This is a genomic window from Paraburkholderia sp. BR14320, assembly GCF_040948665.1.
In the GTDB taxonomy this organism is placed as follows: Bacteria; Pseudomonadota; Gammaproteobacteria; order Burkholderiales; family Burkholderiaceae; genus Paraburkholderia; species Paraburkholderia youngii.
This window is the reverse complement of sequence record NZ_JBFPKG010000036.1, coordinates 24,877-45,914: the sequence shown is the minus strand read 5'-3', so window position 1 is coordinate 45,914 and position 21,038 is coordinate 24,877. Positions and strand designations below refer to the sequence as shown.

At 63.7% G+C, this 21,038-nt stretch carries 20 protein-coding genes; 1 reads left to right on the top strand and 19 read right to left on the bottom strand.

The window, feature by feature from the left end; genetic code table 11:
• Positions 1–36 precede the first annotated feature (36 nt).
• From hflC to ndk, 12 genes are all read right to left on the bottom strand, one after another.
• Positions 37–942, bottom strand: a complete 906-nt coding sequence (gene hflC, locus AB3X89_RS27355; RefSeq protein ID WP_368586076.1) for a protease modulator HflC — start codon at positions 940–942, stop codon at positions 37–39.
• 15 nt (positions 943–957) lie between these two features.
• Positions 958–2,367, bottom strand: coding sequence for an FtsH protease activity modulator HflK (hflK, locus tag AB3X89_RS27350; protein WP_368586075.1), 1,410 nt, complete (start codon positions 2,365–2,367; stop codon positions 958–960).
• 49 nt (positions 2,368–2,416) lie between these two features.
• Positions 2,417–3,604: a GTPase HflX gene (gene hflX, locus AB3X89_RS27345; RefSeq protein WP_026228684.1), complete on the bottom strand. Its 1,188-nt coding sequence runs from the start codon at positions 3,602–3,604 to the stop codon at positions 2,417–2,419.
• 57 nt (positions 3,605–3,661) lie between these two features.
• Positions 3,662–3,898, bottom strand: a complete 237-nt coding sequence (hfq, locus tag AB3X89_RS27340) for an RNA chaperone Hfq (RefSeq protein WP_006051315.1) — start codon at positions 3,896–3,898, stop codon at positions 3,662–3,664.
• A 175-nt stretch (positions 3,899–4,073) separates the two neighbouring features.
• Positions 4,074–5,411 carry a ribosome biogenesis GTPase Der gene (der, locus tag AB3X89_RS27335; RefSeq protein ID WP_368586074.1) on the bottom strand — a complete coding sequence of 446 codons (1,338 nt, stop codon included), beginning with the start codon at positions 5,409–5,411 and terminating at the stop codon, positions 4,074–4,076.
• 469 nt (positions 5,412–5,880) lie between these two features.
• Positions 5,881–7,026: an outer membrane protein assembly factor BamB gene (gene bamB / locus AB3X89_RS27330; RefSeq protein ID WP_368586073.1), complete on the bottom strand. Its 1,146-nt coding sequence runs from the start codon at positions 7,024–7,026 to the stop codon at positions 5,881–5,883.
• A 78-nt stretch (positions 7,027–7,104) separates the two neighbouring features.
• Positions 7,105–7,734, bottom strand: coding sequence for a YfgM family protein (locus AB3X89_RS27325; RefSeq protein WP_368586072.1), 630 nt, complete (start codon positions 7,732–7,734; stop codon positions 7,105–7,107).
• Positions 7,735–7,800: 66 nt separating this feature from the next.
• Positions 7,801–9,141: a histidine--tRNA ligase gene (gene hisS / locus AB3X89_RS27320; protein ID WP_368586071.1), complete on the bottom strand. Its 1,341-nt coding sequence runs from the start codon at positions 9,139–9,141 to the stop codon at positions 7,801–7,803.
• A 21-nt stretch (positions 9,142–9,162) separates the two neighbouring features.
• Complete coding sequence (ispG, locus tag AB3X89_RS27315; RefSeq protein WP_368586070.1) at positions 9,163–10,479, bottom strand: flavodoxin-dependent (E)-4-hydroxy-3-methylbut-2-enyl-diphosphate synthase; 1,317 nt, start codon at positions 10,477–10,479, stop codon at positions 9,163–9,165.
• Positions 10,480–10,564: 85 nt separating this feature from the next.
• Positions 10,565–11,701 (bottom strand): helix-turn-helix domain-containing protein, encoded by a 1,137-nt coding sequence (locus AB3X89_RS27310; protein WP_368586069.1) that lies wholly within the window; start codon positions 11,699–11,701, stop codon positions 10,565–10,567.
• Between the two features lie 214 nt (positions 11,702–11,915).
• On the bottom strand, positions 11,916–13,067 hold the full coding sequence (rlmN, locus tag AB3X89_RS27305) for a 23S rRNA (adenine(2503)-C(2))-methyltransferase RlmN (RefSeq protein ID WP_368586068.1): 1,152 nt from the start codon (positions 13,065–13,067) through the stop codon (positions 11,916–11,918).
• A 218-nt stretch (positions 13,068–13,285) separates the two neighbouring features.
• Positions 13,286–13,711, bottom strand: a complete 426-nt coding sequence (gene ndk / locus AB3X89_RS27300; RefSeq protein ID WP_008923116.1) for a nucleoside-diphosphate kinase — start codon at positions 13,709–13,711, stop codon at positions 13,286–13,288.
• A 268-nt stretch (positions 13,712–13,979) separates the two neighbouring features.
• Between ndk and AB3X89_RS27295 the strand changes: the two genes are divergently transcribed.
• Positions 13,980–14,678: a Bax inhibitor-1/YccA family protein gene (locus AB3X89_RS27295; protein WP_018417558.1), complete on the top strand. Its 699-nt coding sequence runs from the start codon at positions 13,980–13,982 to the stop codon at positions 14,676–14,678.
• Positions 14,679–14,823: 145 nt separating this feature from the next.
• On the opposite strand, the gene AB3X89_RS27290 is transcribed toward AB3X89_RS27295, so the two are convergent.
• The 7 genes from AB3X89_RS27290 to AB3X89_RS27260 all read right to left on the bottom strand — a co-directional run bounded on the left by AB3X89_RS27290 (position 14,824) and on the right by AB3X89_RS27260 (position 21,032).
• A complete protein-coding gene (locus AB3X89_RS27290; RefSeq protein ID WP_368586067.1) occupies positions 14,824–15,597 on the bottom strand; it encodes an MBL fold metallo-hydrolase in 774 nt (257 codons plus the stop codon).
• 7 nt (positions 15,598–15,604) lie between these two features.
• Positions 15,605–16,744 (bottom strand): outer membrane protein assembly factor BamC, encoded by a 1,140-nt coding sequence (gene bamC, locus AB3X89_RS27285; RefSeq protein WP_368586066.1) that lies wholly within the window; start codon positions 16,742–16,744, stop codon positions 15,605–15,607.
• 123 nt (positions 16,745–16,867) lie between these two features.
• The gene (dapA, locus tag AB3X89_RS27280; RefSeq protein ID WP_368586065.1) at positions 16,868–17,785 is read right to left on the bottom strand and encodes a 4-hydroxy-tetrahydrodipicolinate synthase; all 918 of its coding nucleotides are present in this window, start codon (positions 17,783–17,785) and stop codon (positions 16,868–16,870) included.
• A gap of 43 nt (positions 17,786–17,828) precedes the next feature.
• A complete protein-coding gene (locus tag AB3X89_RS27275) occupies positions 17,829–18,431 on the bottom strand; it encodes a class I SAM-dependent methyltransferase (RefSeq protein ID WP_368586064.1) in 603 nt (200 codons plus the stop codon).
• A 28-nt stretch (positions 18,432–18,459) separates the two neighbouring features.
• Positions 18,460–19,662, bottom strand: coding sequence for a tryptophan--tRNA ligase (locus AB3X89_RS27270; protein ID WP_368586063.1), 1,203 nt, complete (start codon positions 19,660–19,662; stop codon positions 18,460–18,462).
• Positions 19,663–19,668: 6 nt separating this feature from the next.
• Positions 19,669–20,331 carry a site-2 protease family protein gene (locus AB3X89_RS27265; protein ID WP_368586062.1) on the bottom strand — a complete coding sequence of 221 codons (663 nt, stop codon included), beginning with the start codon at positions 20,329–20,331 and terminating at the stop codon, positions 19,669–19,671.
• A 65-nt stretch (positions 20,332–20,396) separates the two neighbouring features.
• Positions 20,397–21,032 (bottom strand): L-threonylcarbamoyladenylate synthase, encoded by a 636-nt coding sequence (locus AB3X89_RS27260; RefSeq protein WP_368586061.1) that lies wholly within the window; start codon positions 21,030–21,032, stop codon positions 20,397–20,399.
• Positions 21,033–21,038: the final 6 nt, after the last annotated feature.

The following is a 21,038-nucleotide window of genomic DNA, read 5'->3' as shown; positions in this document are numbered from 1 at the left end:
AAGCGGCCGCGATGCGGATGCCGCGGCCTTCGGTAATCAGCGTTTGTGCGCAGCAGGCGCGGAAGCGTCCGGGGCGACGCCGCCGGTCGGGCTACGCATGAAGCGGAAGAACTCGCTACTGGAGTCGACCACGATCAGATCGCCCGGTTTGAAAGTCTTCCGGTACGCCTGCATGCTTAGATAAAACTGATAGAACTGCGGGTCCTTGCCGAACGCTTCGGCGGCGATCTCCGCGGCCTTCGCATCGCCTTCGCCACGAATGCCCTGCGCCTGCGCGAGGCCGTCGGCGAGCACCGCCTGCTGCTTCGCGAGCGCGTCCGCGCGGATCTGATTCGCTTCGGCGGCGCCCTTCGCGCGCTCGTCCGCTGCGACCTGCTGGCGCGCGGCGATCATGCGCTTGAACACCGAGTCGGCCACTGCCGCCGGGAAATCGACGCGCGTGAGTTGCACATCCACGACCGACACGCCGAGCGATGCCGCGCTCTTGTCCATCGCACCACGCGCCTCTTCGGCAACCGCCTGCTGTTTCGCGAGCGCGTCGGACAGTGTGAACTTGCCGAACGCGTCGCCGAGCGCGCCGCGCGACAGCAAGGCGAGCCGGTCTGGCAGGCTCTGCGGATCACCCTTCGTTTCGGCGATCAGCTTCAGCGGATCGGTCACACGGAACTTGACGACCGGGTTGACCAGCAGATCGGTTTTGTCGGACGTGACGTAATGATCTTCGTCGGGTGCGTCGAGCGACTGGATGCGATTGTCGACGAACGTCACCGTTTGCAACGGCGGCGGCAGCTTCACGTGCAGCCCCGGGCCGAGCAGCGTGGGCGCCGCGTCGCCGCGCGCGGACAGCACGGCCATATGCCGTTGATCGACGACGAACACCATCGACGATGCCGCGAACAGCACGATGACGACGGCGACGACGAGCGCAATGATTCGGTTCATATTCTCGTGCGCTCCTTATTGAACGTCTTCTTCGCGCATGCGATTGCGGAACGCTTCGCGCGAACGGAGCGACGCGGCGCTCGGCCGGCTCGCCGCCGCAGGCGCGGAAGCGGCGGGGCCAGATGCACCCTCGGGGGCGGAACCCGCCGCGGCACCGGTCTCAGCGGCCGACGCAGCCGACGGCGCAGCCGCGCTCGCCGCTTGCGGCGCGCCCGCGACAGCCGGACCGGAAGCAGCGGCGCCCGCCGCCGCGGCCTGACGTTCGCGGTTCTGTTCGACGAGCCTGTCGAGCGGCAGATACAGCACGTTGTTGCCGTTCTTCGCGTCTACGAACACCTTGGTCGCGTTCGCGTAAATCTGTTGCATGGTTTCCATGTACAGGCGGAAGCGCACGAGGGCCGGCGCCTTCGCGTATTGCGCGTAGACCTGCTTGAAGCGCTCGGCCTCGGCCTGCGCCTGCGCGACCGTGTTCTGGCTGTAGGTTTTGGCTTCCTGCACCTGACGATCGACGTCGGCCTGCGCGCGCGGCACAAGTTCGGCGGCATAAGCCTGCGCATCGCGTTTCGCGCGTTCATTTTCGTCGTGCACCTTCGCAGCATCGGCGAACGCGGGTTGCACCTGCTCGGGCACTTGCACGCTCTGAATCGTCACACCCGTGACCCCGAGACCGGACTGATACTGATCGAGCGATTGCTGGATCGACGCGATCAGCTGCTGGCGCAGTGTTTCGTGATCCTGATCGAGAATATCGCTGGTGCTGTGCGCTCCGACGATGCCGCGCACCGCCGCCTGTGCGGCATGCATCACGCTCTGATCGGGATCGACGCTGCGAAACAGAAAGTCGTTGGCTTTGCGCACCTGGTACTGCACGGCGAAGCGCACGTCGACGATGTCGCCGTCGTGCGTGAGCATCGATGCGTCCTTCACGTTCGCGAGACGCACCACATTGCTACGGCCGATCTCGACCTGGCGGATCTGGCCGACGTTGACGAACTCGTGGGACTCGAACGGATACGGCAGACGCCAATGGACGCCCTGCGCCGCGGTATAGCGATACTTGCCGAACTGCAGCACGACGGCCGCCTGGCCATCCTGTACGACGAACACACCGCTGCCGAGATAGATTGCGATCAGCACGCCGATTACGATGCCGACGCCGATGCGCGCGCCGCGGCCATTGTCCGGACGGCCGCCCCCGCCGACACCGCCGCCGCCCTTGCGTCCGAAAATCCGGGACATACGGCGATTGAAATCGCGCCACATTTCGTCGAGATCGGGCGGACCTTCACCGTCGCGCCCTGGCCGCTTCGGATCGTTCGGCCGTTGCCGGTCGCCGTTGCCGTCGCCCCGGCCCCAACGCGGATCGTTCAGTGAAAGCAAGGCGCGCATACGCAGCCAGATACTCCGCTCGTTGTAATCGTTCACCTGTGTTCGTTCACCAGAGTAGACAGCGGGTCAGTGCAATTGGAACGGGTCAGTGCCCGAGTTCTGGAATCTTGTGGTCTTCGCGCAGTTGCGCCGAGCGGTCGTCTTGCGACGCATCGAGCGGCATGTCGGCAAGCGGTTCGGCTGTAGCGATTTCAGCGATGGCAGCGCGCAACGCATCCAGCCCCTGCCCGGTGCGCGCGCTCAAAAAGACGCGCGAAATATTACCATACTCGTCCCGCTCGACCGCGTCCCCACGGGCTGCCAGTTCTGGCACCGCATCTATTTTGTTGAACACGAGCACCTGACGGATCGTGTCCGCGCCGATTGCGTGCAACACCTCGTTCACCTGATCGATCTGATCGAGCCGCACCGCGCTCGATGCGTCGACGACATGCAGCAGCAGATCCGCGTGAATCGTTTCCTCGAGCGTTGCGCGAAACGCCGCGACGAGCTGATGCGGCAGTTCGCGGATGAAACCGACGGTATCGGACACCACTACCTGCCCCGCTTCGTCGCCCAGGTACACGCGCCGCGAGGTGGTATCGAGCGTCGCGAACAACTGGTCGGCGGCGTACGCCTGCGCCTTGGTCAGCGCGTTGAAGAGTGTCGATTTCCCCGCGTTCGTATAGCCGACGAGCGACACCGACATCGTCTGGTTGCGATTACGCGCGCGACGCTGGGTGCCGTGCTGGCGGCGCAGCTTGTCGAGGCGGATCTTCAGCGCCTTGATGCGCTCGCCGATCAGCCGGCGGTCGGTTTCGAGCTGCGTTTCGCCCGGACCGCGCAAACCGATACCGCCCTTCTGACGTTCGAGGTGGGTCCACGCGCGAATCAGCCGAGTCGACAGATATTGCAGCTGGGCGAGCTCGACCTGCAGCTTGCCTTCGTGGCTGCGTGCGCGCTGCGCAAAAATGTCGAGGATCAAACTGGTGCGATCGACCACGCGCCGATTAAGCGCCCGCTCCAGATTGCGCTGCTGCGCAGGCGCCAGAGCATGGTTGAAGATCACGAGTTCGATGTCGTTCGCTTCACAGGCAAGGCGCAATTCTTCGGCCTTGCCGCTGCCGACGAACATCTTCGCGTCGGGACTGGAACGGCGTCCGGTGAGGGTGACTACGGGATTCGCGCCCGCGCTTTGCGCGAGCAGGCTGAGTTCTTCGAGACTGGCTTCGAAATCGATCTTGCCGAAGTCGATGCCAACGAGCGCTGCATTGATCAAATTGGAGGGTATCAAAATGACGCGGCCGGGAGTGATCGCCGACGGGCGACGCTGTGCCGGCCGCGGCGAGGGTTAGGACTGTTCGGAATCCGGGTGGAAATTCACCGGACGGGCCGGCACGACCGTGGAAATCGCGTGCTTGTAGACCATCTGGGTGACCGTATTCCGGAGCAACACGACGTACTGGTCGAACGATTCGATGTTCCCTTGAAGCTTGATGCCGTTGACCAGGTAGATCGACACCGGCACATGCTCTTTACGCAGTGCGTTCAAAAACGGGTCTTGTAACAATTGCCCTTTGTTGCTCATAGCAAACTCCGTATTTTTTTGCAGGTTGACTGAATTGACGGCGAAGAAAAAGAGATCCGCCGCCAACCGCTACACTATAGCTGATTTTCATTTCGACGCGCGGGCCCGGGACCCCCGGCCAAACCCAGCATACATGCGGGTTTCAGCCCAGGTTTAAGACCAGCTTCAGCCTGCTTCAGCCTTTGTCCGCGTAAGGGTTCGTCGACGATCTGAACTCTATTCGCAATGGAGTCCCCGTCAGCTTGAAAGTTTCCCGGAAGCGATTTTCGAGGTACCGCTTATACGTGTCGGTGATCGCGTCGAGCGCATTGCCGTGAATCACGATAATCGGCGGATTCTGCCCGCCCTGGTGTGCGTAACGCAGCTTCGGACGCACCGGACCGCGGCGCCGCGGCTGCTGGAATTCGACCGCCTCGATCAGCGCGCGCGTCAGCTTCGGCGTCGGCAGCTTCGACATCGCGGCCGTGTACGCGTCGTCGACCGAACGCATCAGCGGCCCAATTCCGGTTTTTTCCGCGGCGGAAATGAAATGGAATTTGGCGAAGTCCAGAAATTTTAGTTTGCGTTCGAGGTCGGCTTTGGTGCGCTCGCGCACATGCGGATCGAGACCGTCCCATTTGTTCACGCCAACCACCAGCGCGCGCCCCTGCTCGACGACGAAGCCGGCGATGTGCGCATCCTGATCCGAGATGTCCTGACGCGCGTCGAGCAGCAGAATCACGACATTCGCATCGGAAATCGACTGCAGCGTCTTCACGACCGAGAACTTTTCGATCGCCTCGAACACCTTGCCGCGGCGGCGCAGGCCGGCCGTGTCGATCAGCGTATACGGCTTGCCGTTACGCTCGAAATCGACGTAGATCGAGTCGCGCGTAGTGCCGGGCATGTCGAACGCGATCACGCGCTCTTCGCCGACCAGCGCATTGATCAGCGTCGACTTGCCGACGTTCGGCCGCCCGACGATCGCGATCTTCACGCCGCGCGCTTCCTTGTCTTCCTCGCTCTCTTCCGGCTGACCGGCATAAGCGACTTCGAGCGCCTCGTTGATCATGTCGGTGACACCGTCGCCGTGCGCGGCGGAGATCGCGCGCGGGTCGCCGAGGCCGAGTTCGTAAAAGTCGGCTGCGACGTTGGCGTACTTCATCCCCTCGGCCTTGTTGACGACGAGGAAGATCGGCCGGCCGACCTTGCGCAGATAGTCGGCGATCGACTTGTCCTGCGGCGCAAGCCCGTTGCGGCCATCGACGATGAACACGACGACGTCCGACTCCTCGACCGCCTGGCGGGTCTGGCGCGCCATCTCGTGCAGGATGCCGTCTTTCGCGACCGGCTCGAAGCCGCCAGTATCGACGACCAGATACGGCCGCTCGCCGGTGCGTCCTTCGCCGTAGTGGCGATCGCGCGTGAGACCGGGCAGGTCTGCAACCAGCGCGTCACGCGAACGCGTAAGGCGGTTGAAGAGCGTGGATTTCCCCACATTGGGGCGCCCAACGAGGGCAATAACGGGTTTCATCTGATGTTGTTCACGGTGAAACGCGGGATCGCGATCGATCGCGCGCTTAGCGACGCCAGGCAGCCGCCACGCGGCGGCGTTTTGACGAAATTATCACGAATTCAGCCTGCTCCGGATGCGCGATCGACACGCGCATCCAGGCGGACGGGAGTAGCTGCACAGACGCCACCGGGGGTCGCCTGCTTCAGACCGTGCTGGTCGGCGGCTGACGCTCGCGTGCGCAAGCGTTCCTGCGGTTCGCAAGGCCGCCGACCAAGCGCACGCACCGCCTCTGATACCGGCGGGCGCAGCTTCGATCCGACTTGCCGGACCAGCCCGTCCGGCGATTTTTCTATTGAGCCTGCCCGATCACGCCACGGACGGAGTGGCAACCCGAGGCAGGAGCTGTGCGCCAAGGCCCACGCAGACTTCAATTAAAAAGCGCGCGGCCGGCAAAGCCGGCCTGCGCGCCTGACATCACCTATAGCGATCAGCGCGGACGATAGCCGAACAGGCCGCCATCGCGCGTCTGGATCACCAGTGTGTCGCCGGCCAGCACCGGCGCTGCGGTAATCGCGCTGCCGTCGGTCTTGACCCGCGCGACGAGCGTGCCGTCGGCAGTCGACAGGAAATGCACGAAGCCCTGGTAGTCGCCGAACACGGCCGCGCGGCCGAGCAGCATCGGCACGCTCAGTTCGCGGTTCTTCAGCGCCTCGTTCTTCCACAGCACCGAACCGTTGTTCACGTCGAACGCGGACACGACCGACCAGTCGTCGGCGGCGACCACGCTGCGCTCATCCTGCGCGAGGCCGCTCGTGCTCGAGAACGGCTTGCCCCACAGCGCGCGGCCCGAGTTCGCGTCGAAACAGCCAATCTGGCCCTGAAACGTCACCGCGCAGGTCTCCGAGCCCACCAGCGTGGGCGGCCCGGTCACGTCGTTGATACGCTCGACCTCGGTCACGCCTTTCGGATACGACACCGGCGTCTGCCAGTAGGCGTCGCCAGTCTGCAGATTGATAGCGGCGAACGAACCGCCCGGGAAGCCGGCCAGCACGGCCGCGTCGCCCGCGAACGTCATGCCCGACGACACGCGCAGGTTCAACGGCACCGCGCGGTTGCGGAAGTTCCACTTCTGCTCGCCGGTTTGCGCGTTGAACGCGACGATCTGGCCGTCGATCGTGCGCACGACCACGAGACCATTGCCGACGAGCGGCGGGGAAATGATCTCGCCCGGCGCCTTAGCAGTCCACAGTTCCTTGCCGTCCGCGCCGAGCACGTATACGTCGCCCTTCAGGCCGCCGACCGCGGTGAGCGTGCCATCGCTGCCGACGCCCGCCGACAGATCGTCGTGCAGCTTGACGCGCCACACGTCCTTGCCGGTTTGCGCGTCGATCTTGGCAACCGTGCCGTTCGTGCCGGCAGCGTACACGGCATTGCCGACTGCAACCGGCGAGAACATATAGCGGCCCGCCTTGCCGACGCTCGCCGACCAGGACTGCTGCACGTCGAGCACGGGTTTGAACTCGGTGAGCGGCGTCGGCACACGGCGCTCGTCTTTCGTGGATGAGCAAGCCGCCAGCGTGAGAACGGTCATCGCACAGATAACGGGCACGGCGTAACGTTTCAGCAGATTCATCGGTGGACGAAGCATTCAGGAAATGGATTAAAGGAGACCGTCTTGCGGTCGTGGCTCGCGGCGCGCCGCGCGGGACGCTCAGCCGCCAAGCGCATCCAGCTTGAACTGGATCAGCTGGCGCGCCGAACTGTCGCTCTTCGACAGCGAGTCGAGCGCGAGCTTGTAGGCCGCGCGCGCGTCGTCGCGCTTGCCTTGGGCGGCGAGGAGGTCGCCGCGGCGGTCAGCCACGACGCCCTTGAAAGCATCGGATTGCGGCTCGGCCAGGAGCGCGAGGCCCTGGTCGTAAGCCTTGTCGTCGAGCAGCAGCGATGCCATGCGCAGCTTCGCGATCTGCTTGAACTCGTCGTCCTTAGCGTGATCGATCGCCCATTGCAGCTGCGCCTTAGCGCTGGCTTCGTCGCCAGCGGTGTAAAGCGCCTTGGCGGCGCCGAGCGCGGTCATCTGAGCGTAAGCGGTGTGGCCGAATTTGTCTTCCATGTCGGCGGCCACGCGCGCGATCTGCGCCTTGTCGCCCGATGCCGTGGCTTGTTGAACCTGGTCATACAGCACCGCCGCTTCCGCGGCCTGGCGACGCTGCCAGAAATTCCAGCCATTCCAGCTCGCGCCTGCCAGCAACACCACCAGCACGATCCACGTGGTCGCATTGCCCCACTGCTTCCACCATGCCTTCAGACTTTCGATCGATTCTTGTTCGTCGTGGTAACTCATTGCCCGGCGATTTCCTCATTCTTGCTATGTGTGCGTGTCGAGCCAGCCGGCTCGACGACATCGCGATCAGTCGTCGCCGTCTTCGGCGGATGCAACCATCGCATTGATTAGATATTCGGTCAAGTCTTCGGCGGGCACGTTCTGTTGCTCGTTCTTACCTCCATGAGCTTGGGAATCGCGCAGCGGTTTCACGCCGACCGTGCCATTGGCGATTTCGTCCTCGCCGAGCACGACCGCAAACGCGGCGCCGCTCGCATCGGCACGCTTCATCTGCGACTTGAAGCTTGCCGACTGACCGTCCGCGCTGCAATGCAGGACCACGTCGAGACCGGTATCGCGCAGACGCTCGGCGATGATGAACGCCTGCTCCCGCGCGGCGTCGCCCTGATGGACCACGTACACGTCGCAACCTTCGTCTTCCGGCACGAGCTGCTCTTCCTTCAGCAACTCGAGAATCCGCTCGATGCCCATCGCCCAGCCGCACGCAGCGGTGGGCTTGCCACCGAGCTGCTCGATCAGGGGATCGTAGCGGCCGCCCGCCGCGACCGTGCCTTGCGCGCCGAGCTTGTCGGTCACCCACTCGAACACGGTCAGATTGTAGTAATCGAGACCGCGCACGAGACGCGGATTGATCGTAAACGGAAGGTTGTTTGCCTTCAGAAGACGTTGCAGACCTTCGAAGTGCGCGCGCGATTCTTCGCCGAGAAAGTCGATCAGCTTGGGCGCGTTTTGCGCGACTTCCTGCAGCGCGGGATTCTTCGTATCGAGCACGCGCAGCGGGTTCGTATAGAGACGGCGCCTCGCGTCTTCGTCGAGCACGTCCATGTGCTTTTCGAGGTACGCGATCAACTCGACGCGATGCGCGGCTCGCTCTTCAGCGAGGCCCAACGAATTGATTTCGAGCTTGATGCCGGTCAGGCCGAGGTCGTCCCACAGACGCTGGCACATCATGATGATTTCCGCATCCGCATCCGGCCCCGCGAAACCGAGCGCCTCGACACCGACCTGGTGGAACTGGCGATAACGGCCGCGCTGCGGACGCTCGTGACGGAACATCGGCCCGATGTACCACAGGCGCTTCGGGCCGTCGTACAGCATGTTGTGCTCGATCGACGCGCGCACCACCGCCGCCGTGTTTTCCGGGCGCATCGTCAGGTTTTCGCCGTTCAATGCATCGGTGAAGCTGTACATCTCTTTTTCGACGATGTCGGTCACTTCGCCGATACCGCGCGTGAACAGCTGCGTATGCTCGACGATCGGCGTGCGGATATTCTGGTATCCGTATGAACGCAGCATCGACTTGACGGTGGTTTCGAAAAATTCCCAGAGCCCGGCTTCCTGCGGAAGGATGTCGTTCATGCCCTTCACGCCGGAAAGCTTCTCGAGCTTTTTCTTCTGTTCAGTCATCTGTGTTTCGATTGCCGGTATTTAGTTGAGCGCTTCGGCGCGGCCATAACGGCGCTCGACGTAGTCGCTCACGATTTGCTGGAATTCTTGCGCGATGTTCTCGCCGCGCAGCGTCTTCACCTTCTCGCCGTCGATGAACACCGGCGCGGCCGGGTTCTCGCCCGAGCCCGGGAGGCTGATGCCGATATTCGCCTGCTTCGACTCGCCCGGACCATTGACGATGCAGCCCATCACCGCGACGTGCATCTGCTCGACACCGGGGTACTGGTCACGCCACACCGGCATCTGCTGACGCAGATAGGTCTGGATCTGCGACGCGAGCTCCTGGAACAGCGTGCTCGTGGTGCGGCCGCAGCCCGGGCACGCGATCACCATCGGCGTGAACGAGCGCAGGCCCATGGTTTGCAGGATTTCCTGGCCGACGATCACTTCGCCGGTGCGCGACGCGCCCGGTTCCGGCGTCAGGGAGATACGGATCGTGTCGCCGATGCCCTGCTGCAGCAGAACCGACAGCGCCGCGGTCGACGCGACGATGCCCTTCGAGCCCATGCCTGCTTCAGTCAGGCCGAGATGCAGCGCGAAATCGCAACGGCGCGCGAGTTCGCGGTACACCGCGATCAGATCCTGCACGCCGCTGACCTTGCACGACAGAATGATCTGGTCGCGCCCGAGGCCAAGTTCGACCGCGCGTTCCGCCGAGCCGATCGCCGACTGGATCAGCGCTTCGTACATCACGCTTTGCGCTTCCCACGGAGTAGCGCGCGAGCCGTTTTCATCCATCATTTTGGCGAGCAGGTCCTGGTCGAGACTGCCCCAGTTCACGCCGATGCGCACCGGCTTGTCGTATTTGACCGCTGCCTCGATCATCTGCGCGAACTGTGTGTCGCGCTTCGCGCCGTGCCCGACGTTGCCAGGATTGATCCGGTACTTCGACAACGATTCCGCACAGCCCGGATAGTCGCGCAGCAGCAGATGGCCGTTGTAATGGAAATCGCCGACGAGCGGCACCATCACGCCCATGCGGTCGAGTTGCTCGCGGATCGCCGGCACGGCAGCCGCCGCTTCCGGCGTATTCACGGTGATACGCACCAGTTCGGAACCGGCTTGCGCCAGTTCCTTGATCTGGATAGCAGTGCCGATCGCGTCGGCAGTGTCGGTGTTGGTCATCGACTGCACGCGCACCGGCGCATCGCCGCCGATGGTCACGAGCTGGCCGCCCCAACGGACGTTGACCGCATGCGATTTGCGCCGCATCGCGGGGCCGCCGAACACCGGCTCTTCTGAAACGATCTTGCTACAGGATTGGGATTGAGCTTCGGTTTGCATCGAAAAACCCATTTACGCCGCACGCGCTATGCAAAAACGCAGCGCCTCAATTGAAAAAGCGCCGCGGGCCGGTTGGCCGCGGCGCGTACCGTATCTGTCAAGGCAGCGCAAAGCGCGCCACATTGCCCTTGGCTGCCGCATATTTCGACGGATCGACCGGCTGGCCGTCGAGCGTCACCGACTCGAGACCCGCCTTGTTGCCGACCGTCACCTTGAACGGACCGGCGCCCGTCACTTCCTTCGGATCGCCAGCATGCACGAGGCCGGAGAACAGTTCCTTGCCGTTCTTGTCACGCACGCTGAACCAGCTGTCCTGCGTCACGCGCAGCGCGACGACCGACTTACCGGGCGCTGGCGTAACCGCCGGTGCCGACGCGTTCGCCACGACCACCGGTGCACTTGCGCTCTCCATGGCGGCCTGTGCCTGAGCCTGCGAGCCGGCTTTCGCTGCCGTTGCCGCGGTATTCGCGGTCGGGGCCGAGCCCGGCGCGGTGCCGGTGGCAAGCGGTGCGGGCATCGGCGTTGCCGACGCAGACGCAGACGCAGACGCAGACGCCGCATTATCCGCGCTCCCGGCGTTGTCCGCCGTGACCGCCGCATCCGGCGCCGATGCGCCCTCCGCCGTCGCCGGACCCTGCGCGACCGCGCCCGACGCCGCCGTGTCGCTGCTCGTCGAACTATTCGCGCTGGACTTCAGGCGCGCGAGCCACGCGGATGAATCGCCGCCGTTGGTGCGCCACATGCCGAGCGCAATGACCGCGACGACGATCGCCGCAATACCCCATAGCCACGAACGACTCTTGTGTCCGCTGTCACCGAGCGACAGCGAAACCTTGCCGCGCGGCAGGTCCTTACCGGATGACGCGGGCATCGACAGATTCGGCGCCGGCACTCCTCTCTCGCGACGCAGCGCCGCCGTAAAAGGCGCCGGATCGGCGCCGAGCATTTTCGCGTAGCTGCGCACGACGCCGAGTGCGAACGTCGTGTCCGGCAGATGGCTGATGTCGCCCGCCTCGAGCGCGCTCAGCTTGACGACCGATACCTTCAGCCGCGCCGACACGTCCTCGATCGCCCAGCCCTTCGACTCGCGCAACTGGCTCAAGCGCGCGCCAACCGCTGCCAACGAATCGAGGGCCGGCTGCACGACCGGCTGGACCACCGCCCTTGCAACGGGTGCCGGATGGCCATCGTTCGTGTCTGTCTCATGCGGCTGCGGGTGCTGCGGCTCACTCATCCCAAATCCTTTCGCGTCGATTCTTTTAATCGTGCGACCGGACGGGCTCGAGCCTCACGTCCAAATCGCAGACCGTTTATAACAAAATGCGCGGCTTTGTGTGCCGCTCCCGATCGATTCTGCAAACTTTCTTTTCAACCGCCAGGTGGTATCGGAGCATTTTTGCGCTCGCACTGCTTTGCGCCGAACGCCGACGCCCTGCTGCACCTGGCGATTACACGGCGCGAACCTCGATCACCTTCGCCGCCTTCCCGGTGCGCTCAGCAAGTCGCGTGCGGTCTTTCACCGCGCCGGCCAGCTGACCGCAGGCAGCATCGATATCGTCGCCGCGGGTTTTGCGCACGGTGGTGACGACGCCAGCGTCCATCAACACCTGTGCAAACCGCTTGATCTGTTCCGTCTTCGAGCGGACGAGGCCCGATTCGGGGAACGGATTGAACGGAATCAGATTGAACTTGCACGGCACGTTGCGCGTAACGGCAAGCAGCTCGCGTGCGTGCGCCTCGCTGTCGTTCACGCCATCGAGCATGCAATATTCGAACGTAATGAAATCGCGCGGCGCCACTTTCAGGTAGCGCTCGCACGCCGCCATCAGCTCGCGCAGCGGATACTTTTTGTTGAGCGGCACCAGCACGTCGCGCAGCGCGTCGTTCGACGCATGCAGCGACACCGCGAGCGCCACGGGCAAGTCCGCGCCGAGCCGGTCCATCATCGGCACGACGCCCGAAGTGGACAACGTGACTCGCCGGCGCGACAGACCGTACGCATTGTCGTCGAGCATCAGACGCATGGCCGGCACGACCGCGTCGTAATTGAGCAGCGGCTCGCCCATCCCCATCATCACGACGTTCGTAACGACGCGCTCGCCCTTGCCGTCGCCGCCCATCGCGCGGCCGCCGGCATCGCCACGCGACGCGCGCAGCGCAAACTCGGCCATGCGCAACTGGCCGATGATTTCGCCGGTGGTGAGATTGCGGGAGAACCCCTGCTTGCCGGTCGAGCAGAATCGGCAGTTGACCGCGCACCCCGCCTGCGACGACACACATAGCGTGCCGCGCGTTTCTTCAGGGATGTACACGGTTTCAACGGCGTTGCCATTACCGACGTCGATCAGCCACTTACGCGTGCCGTCCGACGAAATATGATCGCTGACAACGCCCGGCATTGTGATCGTGGCGCGCCCTTTGAGCTTTTCGCGCAAGGACTTCGCGAGATCGGTCATGCCGTCGAAGTCGGCGGCGTTGTATTGGTGAATCCAGCGCTGCAATTGCTTGGCGCGAAACGGTTTCTCGCCCAGGCTATCGCAATAGGCGACGAGCCCTTGGGCGTCGAGGTCGAGAAGGTTGACGGAGGGACTGCTCGTCATATCGAATCCTGCCATTTCAGTGCGAGACTACGTTCATGCAACAAGCTGCATGAACGCCATGCCGTTCGCGCCCATTCCTGCTGCTTTTACCTTACTACTTTTGCCGTGCACCGCGCGCGATTCATGCGATAAAACGATTCGACCGCACGAAACGCGCCACGCGAGAGACGGCTCGCGATACGCGGCTGAGGTCACTGCCCGACCTCAGCGCGAGGCGCTCAACGCGAGTAGACGTTGACTTGGGGGAAGAAGAATGCGATTTCAACCGCAGCCGTTTCCGGACCGTCCGAACCGTGCACGGCGTTGGCGTCGATGCTGTCGGCGAAGTCAGCACGGATCGTGCCCTTTTCGGCCTTCTTCGGGTCCGTCGCACCCATCAGGTCACGGTGCTTCAAGATCGCGTTTTCGCCTTCCAGCGCCTGCACAACCACCGGACCCGAGATCATGAATTCGACGAGGTCCTTGAAGAACGGACGTGCTGCGTGCACAGCGTAGAACTTCTCGGCGTCAGCACGCGACAGATGAACCATGCGCGATGCCACGATCTTCAGACCAGCGTTTTCGAAACGGGTGTAGATCTGGCCGATCACGTTCTTGGCCACTGCGTCCGGCTTGATAATCGACAGGGTGCGCTCGATCGCCATAAAAACTCCAAAAAATTAAGAGGTTACAGATTTAAATGAATCCGCTATTGTAGCATGTTCTCGTGTATCATTGCGATTGAACCCTTACAGCATTGAAAGGATCAAGGCAAGGGGTGCAAAATACTGGTAGCGTAGGCCATGGGGGCGACTGGAGGGTATTGAAACTCCGTGCCGCCGCGCTAATCTTACGGATGAACGTTGCGCCCGCCGGCGCTTCGCAAATTCCGTATCACCATCACGAAACACGCTTCCGAGGTAAGGAGAGACCATGAACGAACATCCGTATATGTTTGGCCGCAACGGCGCGGTCAGCACGGTCGAAACACGCAACCGCGTGCTACGGAATACCTACTGGCTGCTCGCGCTGTCCATGATTCCGACCGTGCTCGGCGCGTGGGTCGGCCTTGCCACCGGATTCTCGCTGTTCGCCGCCACCAGCCCCGCCATGAGCATGCTGGCGTTCTTCGCGATCGCCTTCGGCTTCATGTTCGCGATCCAGCGCACCAAAGACAGTGCCGTCGGCGTATTCGTACTGCTTGGCTTCACGTTCTTCATGGGGCTGATGCTGTCGCGCATCCTCGCTTTCGTGCTCGGCTTCTCGAACGGCCCGTCGCTGATCATGCTCGCGTTTGGTGGCACTGGTGTGATCTTCGCGGCCATGGCGACCATTGCCACGGTCAGCAAACGCGACTTCTCGGGCCTCGGCAAGTGGCTCTTCATGGGCGTGATCGTGATCCTGCTGGCTTCGGTCGCGAACGTGTTCCTGCAACTGCCGGCACTGATGCTGACGGTCTCGGTCATGGCAATCGTGATCTTTTCCGCCTACATCATGTTCGACGTGCAGCGCGTCGTGAACGGCGGTGAGACGAACTACATCACCGCGACGCTAGCGATCTACCTGGATCTGTATAACGTGTTCGTCAACCTGCTTGCGCTGCTCGGCATTTTCGGCGGCAACCGCAATTAAGCTTGGCCGGTCGCGCGGCGTGCCCTGCGCCGCCTCGACGCTCAAGGCAAAAGCCCATAACGATTGCTCGTTATGGGCTTTTTTCATTACCTGACTACGTGACGCATACTGCGCGGCACGACCGGAAGCCAACTCCGCACCGCAGTCACAGAGTCAACCACGCGAAACCTTCACTCTGCGACGCAACCACCACCTCGGTGGGAGCCGCGCCAAGCACGCCCGCGAGCGCCGCCTGCGCGAGTTCCGGCAGATTGTTCTGTTGGCTCAGATGCGCGGCGACCAGATGCCGCAATCGCGAGCGGTCGAGCGACGCGAGGATTTCAGCCGCCGCATCATTGTTCAGATGCCCGTGATTGCCGCCGATACGCGCCTTAAGCGACGGCGGATAACGACTGCCCGCGAGCATCTGCACGTCGTGATTGCATTCGAGCACGAGTGCGTCACAACCACTCAGCACCGCGCTGATATGCGGGGTGGACGTGCCCACGTCGGTGAGCACGCCGAGCCGGCTTGCGCCGTTCGAGAACACGTATTGCAGCGGTTCGCGGGCGTCGTGCGGAACGGTATAAGGGAGAACGCTGAGCTCGCCGATTGCTACCGCCTCGTCGCCCCACAGCACCTGCAGGTCGACATCGGCTTCGTCGGCGCCGGCCGCGCGCGCGGTGCCCCAGCTCATGTACAGCGGAATCGACCACTTGCGCGCCAGCGTCAATGCGCTGCCGATGTGATCGCTATGTTCATGCGTAATCAGAATCGCGTCGAGATGCTCGGCGCTCGCGCCGAGCCGCGCGAGACGCCGCTCGACTTCGCGCGCGGAAAACCCGCAGTCGAGCAGCACGCGCGTCGTGCTCGCGCCGCTGTGCGCTTCCACCAGCAGCGCGTTGCCTTCACTGCCGCTGCCGAGACTTGCGAAGCGCACAACCCACCTAGTTCAGTTGCGCGTGCAGCAGCGACACGATGCGCTGCGCGTCCGACGACGTATCGATCTGTCCGTTCGCGTCGACGACCGCAACCTGCGTCACCGCGTCGCCCTTCGCGCGCACGTTGACGAGGAATTCCTGGCCCGGCTTGCGCGTCGAATTGCCGCTGTAGAAGAGTTTGCCGAACAGGCCTTCCTTCTTCAGTTCCTGCATCGAATCCGCATAGCGGACGTAGTAGATGCCCTTCTCGCGATCGCGGTTGTCGACCGTGAAGTTGGTGCGATCGAGCGCGAGGCCCACACGCAGCCAGGCGCGGTCGAACGACTCCTGCAGATCGAGCGTCGACGCGCCCGCGTTCTGCTCGATGGTGGTCGGCGCGCTGGCCGGGCGCGCGTCGGTCAGCAGCTGCTTCGACTGCGCTTCGGTCAGGCCGAACTTCTGCATCAGCTTGGCGAGGAACAGCGCCTCGAGCGCCGGGTCACGCGGACGCTCTTCCCAGCGCGAAGACGTCTTGTCCTGCCCGGTCATCACCTCTTCCATCGCGCTATGCGTGATCGAGATATCCGTCGCGCTGTCCGAACCGCGCGATACCAGCGTGCGGAAACTGTCGCGGGTGCCCGACGAATAGGCGAAGTCGATCACCTTGCCGATCGTGCGGCGGAACCAGTCGTCCGGAATGTTCGCGCGATTTTCGGCCCAGTCGGTTGTCATGATGCCGGTGGCCGGCGCGTCGGTCTTCAGCACGAAGCCGTTCTCCTGCCAGAACTCCTGCAGCTGCGGCCACAGCTGTTCCGGTGAACGGCCGTCTACCACCAGCCAGCGACGGTCGCCGTCGCGCTCGATATGCATGCCGAGCGGATCCTGCGCGTTCGGCTGACCTTCGGTCGCGTTGCCAGCGGCCGTGACAGCGCGCGTCGGCGAGCCACCGAGCGCCAGATTCGCGGGCGGCGCCACATAACGCTGGTCGTTCGGCGACGTGCTCAGGTCGCTCGGCACGGCGAGCGGCGGCGCGCTCGAGGTCGCCTTGTAGTTGACGCGGTCGGAAGCGAACCAGTCGTTCAGCGTGTCACAGCCGGCGAGCGTCGACAGGGCAAGCGCCAGCGCCGCCATGCGGGTTGCGTGGAGGGAAAGTGCGGAACGTTTCATGAGGGCCTTCGTGATGCTGGAACGCGATGCCTCGTTCGATCTGCCGGGAACGTGGGCTGAAGCGACGTCGGTTAATGAAATGCCGGTGGCGGTCTGGCGTGGGCGGCTGGACGGGCGGGCCGTTCAGCCGAGCAGGCCCGCTTCGCGCAGCGCGCCGCGCACCACTTCGTGGTATTGCGCGTCGAGCGGCGTGAGCGGCAGGCGGATGCCGCCCTGCACACGCCCCAGTTGCTGCAGCGCCCACTTCGCCGGAATCGGATTCGCTTCGGCAAACAGGTACTTGTGCAGCGACAGGAGTTTCAGATGAATCTCGCGCGCGGTCTTCGCGTCCGCGGCGAGCGCGGCCTTGCACAGCTCGCTCATGGCGCGCGGCGCGACGTTCGCGGTCACCGAAATATTGCCGTGACCGCCGAGCAGCATCAGCGCGATCGCAGTGGGATCGTCGCCGCTATAGATGCTGAAGTTTGCCGGCGCCGACTTGATCAGATGCGCGGCGCGGTCGATGTTGCCCGTGGCCTCCTTCACGCCGATGATCCCCGGCACCTGCGCGCAGCGCAGGATGGTCTCGTTGCTCATGTCGGCGACGGTGCGGCCCGGCACGTTGTACAGGATCACCGGCAGATCGACGCTTTCGGCGATCTTCGCGAAATGGCGGTAGATGCCTTCCTGGGTCGGCTTGTTGTAGTACGGCACGACCTGCAGCGTGGCATCCGCGCCGACGTCTTTCGCGTGCTGCGTGAGTTCGATCGCCTCAGCGGTGGAGTTGGCGCCCGCGCCCGCGATGACAGGAATGCGTCCAGCGGTGTGGTCGACCGCGGTCTTGACCATCAGCACGTGTTCTTCGACCGACAGCGTGGCCGACTCGCCGCTCGTGCCGACCACGACTAGCGCATTCGTGCCTTCCTCGATGTGCCAGTCGATCAGTTTGCGAAACGCCGGCAGATCGAGGCTGCCGTCTTCGAGCATCGGAGTGATGATGGCAGGAATGCTGCCGCGGATCTGAACGCCGTCCTGGTGACCGCTGTGGTTGCCGTTAGTCATGAAACGCCATGAATATGATCAGGTAAACCGCGATTGTAGCGGATTAGCCAGCCAACTCGTAACAAGGTGGAACTGTTGCTCGTGCGGGATCATTCGCACGTGCCGCTTCCCGAACCGCGCAGATGCGCTGAACGTAGGCCGGACGCGGCTCGGCGAGAAATCCGTCCTGAAACGCGATCACCCGCAGTTGGCCCCGCACGATCTCGAGCAGCTCGCCGGGCGCGAGTAAAAACGCCGGATTGGAGGGTTTGCCGACGCTTTCGTTTCCTTGCGCAAAGGTCTCGTAAACCAGTACGCCGCCGGGCGAGAGCGCGCGCAGCAACTGCGGAAAAAGCGGCCGGTGCAGGTAATTGGTGACCACGACGGCGGCGAACGCCGCATCGCCCGGCAATGGCCACGGCGCGCCTTCGAGATCGGCCACGACAGGCGTGACGAGCGGCGCGTCACGCAGCAGGTCGAGGGCGACGGCATCGCGATCGATTGCGGTGACCGGATGGCCGAGCGACGCGAAAAAGCGCGCGTGCCGCCCAGCCCCCGATGCCACGTCGAGCACCGCCCCGCCCGCCGCGATCAGGTGCGCCCAGTGACGCACCCAGCGCGACGGTTCACCGAGGCCATGCAAGCCAGCGGAAACGGGCGTGCTCATCGCTGCGGCGCGGCGCCTCGAGTGCGCATCAGTTGTACGACAGCCCCATCGCCTCGCGAACGTCGCGCATCGTTTCGGTCGCGAAGCGGCGCGCCTTGTCGCAGCCGTCAGCGACGATCGCGCGCAACAGCGACGGGTCGTCCATGTACTTCTGCGCGCGCTCGAGCATCGGCTGCTGCTCGCGCAGAATCCCTTCGACGACCGGCTGCTTGCAATCGAGGCAACCGATGCCCGCCGAGCGGCAGCCCTTCTGCACCCACTCGTGGGTCGCTTCGTCGGTATAGACCTGATGCAGCTGCCACACCGGGCACTTGTCCGGATCGCCCGGATCGGTGCGGCGCACGCGCGCGGGGTCGGTCGGCATCGTGCGAACCTTCTTAGTGATCGTTTCCGCGTCTTCGCGCAGACCGATGGTGTTGCCGTACGACTTCGACATCTTCTGGCCGTCGAGGCCCGGCATGCGCGACGCCTCGGTCAGCATCGCCTGCGGCTCGACGAGGATGATTTTGCGCGAACCTTCGAGATAGCCGAACAGGCGCTCGCGATCGCTCATCGACAGGCTTTGCGATTCCTGCAGCATCGCCCGCGCGCGTTCGAGCGCTTCGTCGTCGCCTTCCTGCTGATACGCGTTGCGCAACTCGTGGTAAAGCTTCGAGCGCTTGCCCCCGAGCTTCTTCGCGGCTTCGTTCGCTTTTTCTTCGAAGCCCGGCTCGCGGCCGTACAGGTAGTTGAAACGACGAGCGATTTCGCGCGTCATCTCGACGTGCGGCACCTGGTCTTCACCGACCGGTACGAGCGAGCCGCGATACAGCAGAATGTCCGCCGCCATCAGCACCGGATAGCCGAGGAAGCCGTAAGTGGACAAATCCTTGTCCTTCAGCTTTTCCATCTGCTCCTTGTAGGTCGGCACGCGCTCGAGCCAGCCGAGCGGCGTGCTCATGCCGAGCAGCAGCGCGAGCTCGGCATGCTCGGGCACCCTGCTCTGGATGAACAGCGTCGCCTGCGCCGGATCGATGCCGGAAGCGAGCCAGTCGATCAGCACGTCCCACACGTTATTTTCGATCACTTCGGGCGTTTCGTAGTGCGTCGTCAGCGCGTGCCAGTCGACCACGCAGAAAAAGCACGGGTACTCGGACTGCAGCCGCACCCAGTTTTTCAGCACGCCGTGATAGTGGCCGAGGTGCAGCGACCCGGTGGGCCGCATGCCGGAGAAGATACGGTCTGGGAACATGGTTATTTAGAAAAGCGAGACAAGAGGAGTCAGAATTGCGGCGATCGCGCTATAGCCGAGCGTAACGAGTGGCCTCAACCAGAAACGCGTGAGCGTGCCCGTCATCACGAGCGCCATCACGATGAAAAAGCCGTACGGCTCGAGCCGCGACAACGCGATCGATTGCTTCGGCGGCAACAGGGCCATCACCACACGACCGCCATCGAGCGGCGGCAGCGGAAACAGGTTCAGCACGCCGAGCACGAGATTGACGCCGACGCCCGCGCCCGCCATACGTGTAAAAAACGGTTCGTTGACATTGAGCACCGCCAGCACGATGCCGAATACGCCCCAGAGCAGAGCCTGGACAAAGTTGCATACCGGCCCGGCCGCCGCCACCCACAGGCTGCCCCAGCGCGGGTTGCGCAGATTGCCGAACGCGACCGGCACCGGCTTCGCATAACCGAACATGAACGCGCCGCTCGTCGCGAAGTACAGCAGCAACGGAATCGCGATCGTGCCGAGCGGATCGATATGCCGCATCGGGTTGAGCGACACGCGGCCGAGCACGTACGCGGTGTTGTCGCCGAGCCAGCGCGCGACGTAGCCGTGCGCGGCCTCGTGCAGCGTGATCGCGAAGATCACCGGCAGCGCGTACACCGCAATTGTCTGTATCAGGGAAGAATCCATAACTCGCTATTGTAACAATGCGCTCGCGCGTGTCTGTCCGCTTTCACTCGGGCCGCTCGGGCCGCTCACGCCGTTTCCTCGAGGCCGAACGGCTCGAGCGGGCCGCGCCCTGCCCGCACCAGGACCGGCTCGGAGCCGGTCAGATCGATCACGGTGGACGGCTCGCACACGCACGCGCCGCCGTCGATCACCAGATCGAGCTGCTTTTCGAGCCGCGCGCGAATTTCCTCGGGGTCGTTCAGCGGCTCCGTTTCGCCGGGCATGATCAGCGTCGTGCCGAGCAGTGGCTGGCCGAGCTCCTCGAGAATCGCGAGCGTAATCGCGTGATCCGGCACGCGCAGACCGATCGTCTTGCGCGACGGGTGCGACACGCGTCGCGGCACTTCCTTGGTGGCCTGCAGCACGAACACGTACGGACCCGGCGTCACCGATTTCAGCAGCCGATACTGCCAGTTGTCCACCATCGCAAAATTGGCGAGCTCCGACAGATCGCGCACGAGCAGCGACAGCAGCTGCTTTTCGTCCAGTCCACGAATACGCCTCAGGCGTTCGACCGCATCCTTGTCGTCGAGACGGCAGGCGAGCGCGTAGGTCGAATCGGTCGGCAAGGCGACCAGGCCGCCGTCGTTGATGATCTGCGCGGCCTGCTTGACGAGGCGCGGCTGCGGATTGTCGGGATGAAGCCGAAAGTATTGCGACATGGAGAC